This is a genomic window from Halomonas sp. 3A7M (genome assembly GCF_014897875.1).
GTDB lineage: Bacteria > Pseudomonadota > Gammaproteobacteria > Pseudomonadales > Halomonadaceae > Vreelandella.
The window spans coordinates 79,142-88,830 of record NZ_JABUZD010000148.1 but is presented as its reverse complement, the minus strand read 5'-3'; the positions used below and the strand labels follow the sequence as shown (position 1 = coordinate 88,830).

Genomic DNA, 9,689 nt, shown 5'->3' with positions numbered 1-9,689 from the left:
ACGTGAAGTAAGTCAACTACGTCCTGGAATGAACGCTTACTTTGATACAGAGTTTTATCAACTTCCCCCGCCTCGTTGGGAGCGCCCTGAGGGCTCTCTTCGGGTGGTGCTGTTCTCCCATCGTGACCTGAATAGCATGGATAAGCAGGAAAGGGTTCATGCGTGTTACTTGCATGCTTGCCTCAAATACGTCATGCGCGAACAGGTGACTAATACATCCTTGCGTGAGCGTTTTGGAATAGAAGCCAAAAATAGTGCGACGGCCTCACGCATCATACGTGATGCGTTGGAAGAGAGAGTCATCAAGCCCTACGACCCTGAGCAAAGTAAGAAAAATGCCCGCTATCTACCCCATTGGGCATGATCTGGTGCTTTATTTGATGAGTATTTGATAGGGCAGTTATTTGCATAGTTTGTGTTTTTTATTTTATTTTTAAAATCATATACTTAAATTGTTTTTTTGGCATATTTTTCTATTTGATGGGTATTTGATTGATGACACAGGGACGCAGCATCCGGTTGTTTCTGGTAGACGGCACGCCCAACGGCTTGCTTACCGCCGAAATCATGAACTGGACAGGCCATGTGCTGACTGGCCCGCGCACAAAGCTGACAGAGCTGGTGCAGCGACCCGAGTGCGGCCGCACTGGCATCTATTTTCTGGTGGGCCCTGACTTGGAAGGCAGCCCGCGTCCGCAGGTGTATATCGGCGAAAGTGATGATGTGGGTACCCGCCTAAAACAGCACAACCGACCAGAAGATAAAGGCGGCAAGGACTTCTGGGAAAAGGTCTGTCTGGTGACCAGCAAGGATCAGAACCTCACTAAAGCTCATGTGAAATATTTGGAAAGTCTACTAATCCAGTCAGCAGGCGAGCTTGGGCGCTGCAAGCTGGTCAACGGCACCGCGCACGAATACATCAACCTGCCAGAATCCGACCGTGCCGATATGGCGTTTTTTGTCGAGCAGATCCGCACCGTAATGCCAGTGCTTGGGCTGGATTTTTTGCGTCAGCGTCAGCATCCGCTCACACAAAATAGAGTAGAGCCTGTTCAAACTGTCCCCTTAACCACGTTTGAATTGAAAATACCTAAATACAAAATCACTGCCTGGGCGCAGGAGATAGACGGCGAGTTCATTGTGCTGTCCGGTAGTAAAGCACGCGAACGCTGGGCGAGTAATACAGACTATGCCAGCTATCGGCCACTGTACGAACAGTTGACGGAAGAGGGCGTATTGGCGTGTGATGAGTCGGGAATAGTCAGCTTTTCACGTGATCATGCTTTCTCAAGCCCCAGCGCTGCGGCTGCCGTAGTATCTGGGCGTCCTGCTAATGGCCGCACGGTATGGATAGAAAAAAACAGCCGCAAGACATACGGTGAATGGCAGGATCAACAAGTAAGCGCTGTGGTAGAGAATGTTTCAGAATAGAAAAATTCAGGTGTTTTCGTGTCGAAAAAAAATAAGAAGCAAAAAAGAAAAGAAGAGTCTGGACGCCTGGGTGCAATCAGGCGAAGAATTGAGGGTCATCAGAATAAAATAGGTGCCAAGGCGCAAGATGAACGATTGGCCAGACAGATAGCTGGAAACCTATATAGTGCCTTAAATGATAATGGTGATAGTGCAACTGTAGATGCTGGTACTAAAGATTGCTCAGAGCCATCTATGTATGATGAGACCCATTATCTTTGGGTTTTTGAGCCAGCTGATTTAGACGATATGTCGGTTGAGCAAGTTTTTGAAGTTTGGAAACACCGGGAGCAGTTATGTGGCTCTAAAGAAGTTGCAGCGGAGGCGCTTGCCATTATTGAGGTTGCAGATGAGGTGGTAGAAAGCTATCAAGGATGGCAAGGCTATATAAATAGGGTTGAAATTAGTGCATTGGAAGTTCCGTTTTTGTCTGACGACTCTGAAGAAAGCTATGTTAATGGAATTGAAAAAAACGCTTTAAATATAGCTCATGTTTTAGAATTGAGTGATGACGATGTTAAATTATCTTGGGAGAATAGGCCCGACAGCTTCGCTAGCATTGAGGCAGCGTGTCAAGCTCTGGCTTTATTAAGGAAAAAAGCAGGGTTGGTGAACTCCAGCGCATGGCAAGCGTTGATTGAGCATGATGAAATAGAAAAACTAAAAGATTACCTTCCTTATGAGGGAGCCTCTCTCAGCTTCATTAAAAGCGAGACTGATAAAAAGCTGATAGATTCTATTACGTTTGATGAAAAAAAGCGTCGAACAAGCGTTACTGTTGTTAGGGAAGGACAGCAAGATTTTCGAAAGCGAGTGCTTAAAAATTATTATGGTAGTTGTTGTATTTCAGGTAGTCGCATAACCGACGTTTTAGAGGCGGCCCATATAAGCCCTTATACGGGTCAAAATTCGAACAGGTTAGATAATGGTTTGTGTTTACGTGTAGATATACACAGGCTTTTTGATAATTTTTTAATCTCTATTAACCCTGAAAAACAACGAGTAGAAACGAGTTCAAAAATTAAAAATGATCCTGAGTATGGCCAGTTAGAAGGAAAGCAGATAATAAGAGGTAAGGTGTTGGCATCAGACTACTTTCTGAGTCAGCATTATCGAACTTTTTGTAAACGCGAAATATAACAGCCTGGGGGTAACATGGCCGACAGCAGGGAAGCGCAGTTCCAGCAGGATATCATCGACGCCATGGCCACGGGTGGTTGGAAAGTGGGCACGGCCAGTGGCTATGACCGCACCACAGCACTTTATACCGAAGACCTGCTGGGGTATGTGCAGGAGGCCTGGCCCGAGCGTTGGGAGAAGTTCTGCAAGGCTAACCCGCAATCGTCTGAAACGCTGTTTGTACAGAAAGTGGTACGCGAGCTGGAGCGAGCGGGCACGCTAGAGGTGCTGCGCCATGGTTTTAAAGTGCCGGGGGTGACGTTTGATCTGTGCAGCTTCAAGCCTGACCACGCCATGAACCCTGACGCGCTTTCCCGCTACCGTGCCAACCGCCTGCGTGTGGTGCCGGAAGTGGCCTATTCGCCCCATGCCCGAGAGAAGGGCAAGGGCGGCGAAAGTTATAACCCGCGCCTGGATCTGGTGCTATTTGTTAACGGCATACCTACTGGTACGCTGGAGCTAAAAAGCGAGTTCAAACAGTCGGTAGAAAACGCCAAGCGCCAATACCGCAACGACCGTCCATTAAAAGATCCTATTACGCGCAAGGTTGAGCCGCTGCTGGCGTTTAAGCGCGGCGCGCTAGTGCACTTTGCTGTCAGCCAAGCGGAAGTGGCGATGACTACGAAAATTGCGGGCAAAGACACCTTCTTTCTGCCGTTTCACCAAGGCACGGAAGGCGGCGGTGCAGGTAACCCTGCGCCGGAAGATGAAAATAGCTACGCGACTAGCTACCTTTGGGAGCGCGTCTTTGCCCCGGATGCTTGGTTAAAAATACTCGGGCGCTTTTTGCATTTGGAGCAGAAAACAACCGAAGACTTTCACGGTCGACGCAACACGAAAGAAACGCTGATTTTTCCGCGCTACCACCAATGGGAAGTGGTTAATCAGCTGATTGAGACCACTCAAGCCGATGATGGCGGCCAACGTTACTTGGTTCAACATAGCGCGGGCTCAGGTAAATCTAACTCCATTGCCTGGCTCGCCCATCAGTTGGCTAACCTCTATGACGAAAGCGGCCAGCAGAAGCGCTTCAACTCAGTGATTGTGGTGACTGACCGCACCGTGCTGGATAGCCAACTGCAAAACACCATTTACCAGTTTGAACACGCCCATGGGGTGGTCTGCCCGATCACCCGCGATGTCGGCAATCAGAGCAAATCTGAACAGCTGGCCGAAGCGCTGGCGAGCAATACCCGCATCATCATCGTCACTATCCAGACCTTTCCGGCGCTGTTCGATGCGCTGGATAAGCGGCCCACGCTTGCCGAAGGCCGCTATGCAGTGATTGCCGACGAAGCACACTCTTCACAGGCGGGCGATTCTGCGCGCAAGCTTAAGGCGCTATTAGCCGCCGCTGGCGAGAGCGCTGATGAAGACGAAGAAATCAGTGCAGAAGCAATGCTGGATGCAGCCGTGTCTACTCGTCGACCTAATGAGCGCATCAGCTACTATGCCTTTACCGCCACACCCAAGGCCAAAACACTAGAACTGTTTGGCCGTGTACCAGACCCAAGCTTGCCACCAAGTGCAGACAACAAGCCCGAGCCATTTCATCTCTACTCGATGCGTCAGGCTATCGAGGAAGGTTTCATTCTGGATGTGCTGCGTAATTACGTCACCTACAGTACCGCCTGGAAACTGGCCCATTTAGAAGATGAAGAGCAGGAAGTAGACGCCAAAAAGGCCTCCCGCGCATTAGCCAAGTGGGTTCGCTTACATCCTTACAATATTGCGCAGCGCGTAGAGGTCATTGTTGAGCACTTTCGCGCTAATGTACGCCACCTGCTGGACGGCCAAGCCAAAGCGATGGTAGTCACCGCCAGCCGCCAAGAGGCGGTGCGCTATCAGCTGGCGATGCGCCAGTATGTGGAAGCTCAAGGCTATAGCGACGTGCATCCCTTGGTGGCGTTTTCCGGCAGCATACCGGCCGATGAAGTCATTCCTGAGGAAGTAACTGAAGCCAGCCAACTGCTGAACCCTGGCGTTCGTGGACGTGATCTGGCCAAGGCGCTGGACAGCGACGACTTCAACGTGATGATCGCCGCTAACAAGTATCAGACTGGCTTTGACCAGCCCAAGCTATGCGCCATGTATGTGGACAAGAAGCTGCAGGGCGTAGACTGCGTGCAGACGCTCTCGCGATTGAACCGTCTGTTTCCTGGCAAACAGACGTTTATCCTCGATTTCTTTAATGAACCACAAGAAATTTTAGAAGCGTTTGCGCCGTATTATCGCAAAGCAACCTTGGCTGACGTTTCCGACCCGCAGGTGGTGTATGACCTTAAACGCACGCTGGATGCTAACGGCATTTATCACTGGCCCGAGGTGGAAGCGTTTGCTACTGCTTTCTTTGACCCTAAAGCACCCCCCTCACGATTAAGTTATCACTGCCAGCCTGCTCAAGATCGTTTCAAAAAGCGTTATGAAGTCACCGTAGAGCAGCAACAAACGTGGAAAGACGCTCGCCAGCAGGCGGAACAGCAGGGTGACGAAAAAGGGCGCATGCGTGCGGAGCAGGAGTTAGAAGACGCAGGCAAGACCCGCGATGAGCTTGATCTGTTCCGTAAAAACTTACAGAGCTTTGTACGCACCTATGAATTTCTCAGTCAGATCATCCACTTCGATGATGCTGAATTAGAACAGCTGTGCGTGTATGCCAAGCACCTGCATCCCTTGCTACGTATCGATCGATTATTAATTGGCGACCCTATTGATGTCAGCGAACTTGAGCTGGACAGCTATCGGCTGACCAAACGCGCTGAACAGCGCCTCTCGCTTGAAGAGGAGAGCGGCGACTACGGCTTGAAACCGATTTCAGATGTTGGCTCCGGCAAACCCCATGACCCCGAAACTCAACGCCTTAATGAGATTATCGAGCGCCTGAATGACCTCTACGGCGCAGATATTAGCGATGGGGATAAGCTGCACTTTGCCAACGGCATTGCTGACCGCATTGAGCGTGATGATGAGGTGATGGCCCAGATCAACCACCATGATGAAACCCAGGTGATGCACGGGCTATTTCCCAAGCGCGTCACCGACGCTGTATTAGATGCAATGAATGATCATGAAAAACTGAGTATGCCGCTGCTGGAGAACGAAGAAACGGGGCGGCAATTTGCGTTGCTTATTTTGACGCTGTTGGCGGGAAGAGCTGGGCAAAATGTTAAGTACACTGGGCCCGAAACGTAGACGTGTTCCAGCATATTCACCAGTAGTATGTGCAGCCTTTTTTTTACGGAGAGTTTATGTTTAACCGCCAAGAGTGGGCGTCATTGCTGGGTATCTATGGGCTGGGTGCGTTCCTGTATGCGCTGTTGTTAACGCCAGGATTTACGCCAACAGGGGTGACAGCAGGGTTAGGCTTTATGTTCATGGGGCTGGTGTTAGGGCTCTGTGGGGCGGTCATTGGGCGCCGCAGTGGCCGTGCCATGGTGGGTATCGTAGCGGGTTACATTCTTTTCATTGCGCTGGTAACGACAAACTACTGGCTTTCAGCATCAGGTTAGCGAGCGCTCAACGATTACCCAACAATGCCCAACAAAAAACGGCCACTTGCTGTATTAGCTAAGTGGCCGTTTTTTCTGGAATTCTTGGTCGGAATAGCAGGATTCGAACCTACGACCTCTGCCTCCCGAAGGCAGCGCTCTACCAAGCTGAGCTATATTCCGAATGTTGTCGCAGCAGTGCTCAACAACGGAGCGAATCATACGCAGGCGAAGGGTTTTTTTCAAGTCCCTTTTTTCGCGCTGGGTTGCTTTGTTGCGCTGACTTTATGCTTTGCGATCAACCGCTAACCGAGCGATGCTAGCCATGCTGTCTCGATAGGGGCTCGGTGGCAGAGCATCGAGTTCGGCTAGGGCTTTATCGGCCATCTCAACGGCCCGTGCGCGGGTATATTCCAGCGCGCCAGTGACATTGATGATCTCCAGCACCTCGTCGAGCTGTTCCAGCCCGCCCTTGCGAATCACTTGGCGGATTAGCTTGGCTTGTTCAGGCGTGCCGCGCTCCATAGCATGAATGAGCGGTAGGGTAGGTTTGCCTTCTGCTAGGTCGTCGCCGACATTTTTGCCCATGGCCTCGGCATCGCCTTGGTAATCCAGCAGGTCGTCGATGAGCTGGAAGGCGAGACCTAAATAACGGCCGTAATACTGTAGTGCGCGCTCTTGCTCAGCGGTGGCGTCGGCAAGTACGGCACCGCTGTGGGAGGCGGCTTCAAACAGCATCGCTGTTTTGCCTTGAATGGTTTCAAAGTAATCCGCTTCAGAAATGCTGGGGTTACCGATATTGGTGAGCTGCAGCACTTCGCCTTCGGCAATGACGCAGGTCGCGCCGGACAGAATCGCCATAATGCGCATCGATCCTACGTCCACCATCATTTGAAACGAGCGCGAATAGAGGAAGTCACCCACCAGTACGGATGGTGCGTTGCCCCAGGCATCGTTGGCGGTTTTTTTGCCACGCCGCATGTGCGATTCATCGACCACATCATCGTGCAGCAGCGTGGAGGTGTGCATGAATTCGATTAGCGTGGCCAGAGTGATGTGTTTGTCGCCCTCATAGCCCAGTGACCGGGCAGCTAGCAGCACGAGTAAAGGACGCAGACGCTTGCCGCCGCTTTCAATAATATATTGGCCGATGGTTTCTACCAGCGGCACTTTGGAATTCAATTGCGCGACAATGGTCCGGTTTACGGCGTCAAAGTCATCGGCCACCACGGCGTGCAGCGGTGAAGGCGTTGGGCTGGCAGGCGGGGTTTGAGAGACGTTGGCTGTCATGGGTTCCGTTCATCGCGGGGGTAGGATAGTTGGGGCCATGCTATGGGGCTGTCTGTGAGGCGTCAAGGTAGCGATAGACGTTTGTAGTGCGATGTGTGATTGACAATGCCCCGTAGTCTTGTGGTAAACCGCGATAGTCGCTATAATTCGCGACCCACTCATCATGCTCCCTGTCAGATGGCTGCCAAAAGGGGCGCCACTCGCAGCAGGTCGATAAGAGCGGAAGGCGATGAGCGTTGGTTACGCGGGGCGTAATCGGCATTAACGACAAGTCCGGAGAGCGACATGTACGCAGTTATTAAAAGCGGTGGCAAACAGTACCGCGTTCAAGAAGGTCAAACCCTCAAGCTCGAAAAAATCGAAGTCGCTACCGGCGAAACGATTGAGTTTGATGAAGTGCTGTTGGTTGCAGACGGCGATGACGTCAACGTTGGCGCGCCTTTAGTAAGCGGTGCCAAAGTGTCCGCTGAAATCGTTTCCCACGGCCGTGGCGATAAAGTAACGATCATCAAGTTCCGTCGCCGGAAGCACAGCATGAAGCGTCAGGGCCACCGTCAGTGGTTCACTGAAGTCAAAATTACCGGAATTTCTGCGTAAGCAGTCGATTCCCTTAAGGAGGATTTTGCAATGGCACATAAAAAGGCAGCCGGCTCCACGCGTAACGGTCGCGATTCCGAGTCCAAACGCTTAGGTGTGAAACTCTTCGGTGGCCAAGCAGCCAGCGCGGGTAGCATCATCGTTCGTCAGCGTGGCACTCGTTTCCACGCAGGCACTGGCGTTGGCCTGGGCCGTGATCACACGCTGTTCGCTTTGAACGACGGCTTCGTGAAGTTCGAGACCAAAGGTCCGAACAACCGTAAATTCGTTAGCATCGTTTCTGCCTAAGCAACAGCTGTTGCGCAGAGCGAAGATGACGAAATAAAAGCCCCGCCATGGCGGGGCTTTTTTGTCTTTTCGATCCCTTTTGCCTGTTATTAATGGGCGGGATATTGCAGTTAGGGCGGCGGAAGCGGCCGGGAGAATCCAATGCAGTTCGTCGATGAAGCCTCGATTATTGTTGAGGCAGGTAAAGGCGGCAATGGCTGTCTGAGCTTTCGCCGCGAAAAATATGTGCCCAAAGGTGGCCCTGATGGTGGCGATGGTGGCCATGGTGGCAGCGTCTACCTGATTGGTGACGATTCACTGAATACCTTGATTGATTTCAAGTTTCAGCGTTTTTACAAAGCTGAAAACGGCCAGGGCGGCATGGGTCGCCAGATGAGCGGTAAAGCCGGTGAAGACCTGCATGTGAAAGTGCCGGTGGGCACCACGGTGATCGATGAGGATACCCTTGAAGTTATCGCCGATGTCACCGATATCGGTCAGGTGGTACTGGTGGCCGAAGGTGGTCGCCGTGGGTTGGGCAATATTCACTTTAAATCTTCGACCAACCGTGCGCCTCGCCGCACCACGCCGGGCACTGAAGGCGATCGCCGCAACCTGCGCCTGGAAATGAAGGTAATGGCTGACGTCGGCCTGCTGGGCATGCCGAATGCGGGAAAGTCCACGCTGATCCGTTCGGTATCCGCGGCCAAACCCAAAGTGGCGAACTACCCGTTCACTACCCTGGTGCCTAACCTGGGTGTTGTGAAGCTGGGGATGCACGAGCACTTTGTGATGGCCGATGTGCCGGGGCTGATCGAGGGTGCCTCTGATGGCGCGGGCTTGGGGTTACGTTTCTTGAAGCACCTGACCCGTACACGTCTGCTGTTCCACGTGGTGGATGTGGCGCCGTTTGACGAGTCTGATCCCGTGGAAGCGGCGCAGGCGATTATTCATGAGCTAGGCCAGTTCTCGCCGGCGCTTTCTGAGCGGCCGCGTTGGTTAGTGCTGAATAAGTTTGATCTGCTGCCGGAAGATGAGCGCGAAGCCCGCGCCGAGGCGATTATCCAAGCGCTGAACTGGGATGGCCCGGTATTCCGCATCTCGGCCATCAGCAGCGACGGCACTGACAAGCTGGTGCAGGCAGCGTATCGCTGGCTGACAGAGCAGCAGCGCCTGGAAAATGAAGATGAAGAAGCCCATGCCCGCGAGCAGGAAATGCGCCGCCGCATGGAAGAAGAATCAGTGGCCCGTACGGAAGCGCGTCTTGGCCGTCGCCGTAAACGCGACGACGAAGATGACGACGACTTTGACGATGATGATTACGATGTCGAGGTAGAGTACGCCCCGTAACCGATCCGTCGGTCGAATGGGTGACGTCAGCAGGGTCAACGGAATCAA

8 protein-coding genes, 1 tRNA gene and 1 pseudogene are annotated in these 9,689 nt (G+C 52.2%); 8 read left to right on the top strand and 2 right to left on the bottom strand.

The features are described 5' to 3' along the window. The 5 genes and pseudogenes from INT19_RS13415 to INT19_RS13395 form a co-directional block, all read left to right on the top strand. Positions 1 to 364 (top strand): annotated as a pseudogene (locus INT19_RS13415) (hypothetical protein); the annotation flags it as partial. 131 nt (positions 365 to 495) lie between these two features. Then, positions 496 to 1,431, top strand: coding sequence for a GIY-YIG nuclease family protein (locus INT19_RS13410; protein WP_193061144.1), 936 nt, complete (start codon positions 496 to 498; stop codon positions 1,429 to 1,431). An 18-nt stretch (positions 1,432 to 1,449) separates the two neighbouring features. After that, positions 1,450 to 2,610 carry an HNH endonuclease gene (locus INT19_RS13405; protein ID WP_193061143.1) on the top strand — a complete coding sequence of 387 codons (1,161 nt, stop codon included), beginning with the start codon at positions 1,450 to 1,452 and terminating at the stop codon, positions 2,608 to 2,610. 15 nt (positions 2,611 to 2,625) lie between these two features. Beyond that, positions 2,626 to 5,841, top strand: coding sequence for a type I restriction endonuclease subunit R (locus INT19_RS13400; RefSeq protein ID WP_193061142.1), 3,216 nt, complete (start codon positions 2,626 to 2,628; stop codon positions 5,839 to 5,841). Positions 5,842 to 5,897: 56 nt separating this feature from the next. Further along, a complete protein-coding gene (locus INT19_RS13395) occupies positions 5,898 to 6,158 on the top strand; it encodes a hypothetical protein (protein ID WP_193061141.1) in 261 nt (86 codons plus the stop codon). A gap of 85 nt (positions 6,159 to 6,243) precedes the next feature. Here INT19_RS13395 and INT19_RS13390 read toward each other — a convergent pair. Beyond that, positions 6,244 to 6,320: transfer RNA gene (locus INT19_RS13390), tRNA-Pro, on the bottom strand. Positions 6,321 to 6,422: 102 nt separating this feature from the next. After that, positions 6,423 to 7,427: an octaprenyl diphosphate synthase gene (ispB, locus tag INT19_RS13385; protein WP_193061140.1), complete on the bottom strand. Its 1,005-nt coding sequence runs from the start codon at positions 7,425 to 7,427 to the stop codon at positions 6,423 to 6,425. A 285-nt stretch (positions 7,428 to 7,712) separates the two neighbouring features. On the opposite strand from ispB, the gene rplU reads away from it, so the two are divergent. From rplU to cgtA, 3 genes are all read left to right on the top strand, one after another. Next, complete coding sequence (gene rplU / locus INT19_RS13380) at positions 7,713 to 8,024, top strand: 50S ribosomal protein L21 (protein WP_009723801.1); 312 nt, start codon at positions 7,713 to 7,715, stop codon at positions 8,022 to 8,024. A 30-nt stretch (positions 8,025 to 8,054) separates the two neighbouring features. Next, complete coding sequence (gene rpmA, locus INT19_RS13375) at positions 8,055 to 8,312, top strand: 50S ribosomal protein L27 (protein WP_009097313.1); 258 nt, start codon at positions 8,055 to 8,057, stop codon at positions 8,310 to 8,312. 141 nt (positions 8,313 to 8,453) lie between these two features. Then, positions 8,454 to 9,641: an Obg family GTPase CgtA gene (gene cgtA / locus INT19_RS13370; RefSeq protein WP_193061139.1), complete on the top strand. Its 1,188-nt coding sequence runs from the start codon at positions 8,454 to 8,456 to the stop codon at positions 9,639 to 9,641. Positions 9,642 to 9,689: the final 48 nt, after the last annotated feature.

What these genes read in the sequence shown, in the direction of transcription:
- cgtA (WP_193061139.1), top strand. Translation starts at nt 8,454, where the DNA reads ATGCAGTTCGTCGATGAAGCCTCGATTATTGTTGAGGCAGGTAAAGGC.
- rplU (WP_009723801.1), top strand. Translation starts at nt 7,713, where the DNA reads ATGTACGCAGTTATTAAAAGCGGTGGCAAACAGTACCGCGTTCAAGAA.
- INT19_RS13410 (WP_193061144.1), top strand. Translation starts at nt 496, where the DNA reads ATGACACAGGGACGCAGCATCCGGTTGTTTCTGGTAGACGGCACGCCC.
- ispB (WP_193061140.1), bottom strand. Translation starts at nt 7,427, where the DNA reads ATGACAGCCAACGTCTCTCAAACCCCGCCTGCCAGCCCAACGCCTTCA.
- INT19_RS13395 (WP_193061141.1), top strand. Translation starts at nt 5,898, where the DNA reads ATGTTTAACCGCCAAGAGTGGGCGTCATTGCTGGGTATCTATGGGCTG.
- INT19_RS13400 (WP_193061142.1), top strand. Translation starts at nt 2,626, where the DNA reads ATGGCCGACAGCAGGGAAGCGCAGTTCCAGCAGGATATCATCGACGCC.
- rpmA (WP_009097313.1), top strand. Translation starts at nt 8,055, where the DNA reads ATGGCACATAAAAAGGCAGCCGGCTCCACGCGTAACGGTCGCGATTCC.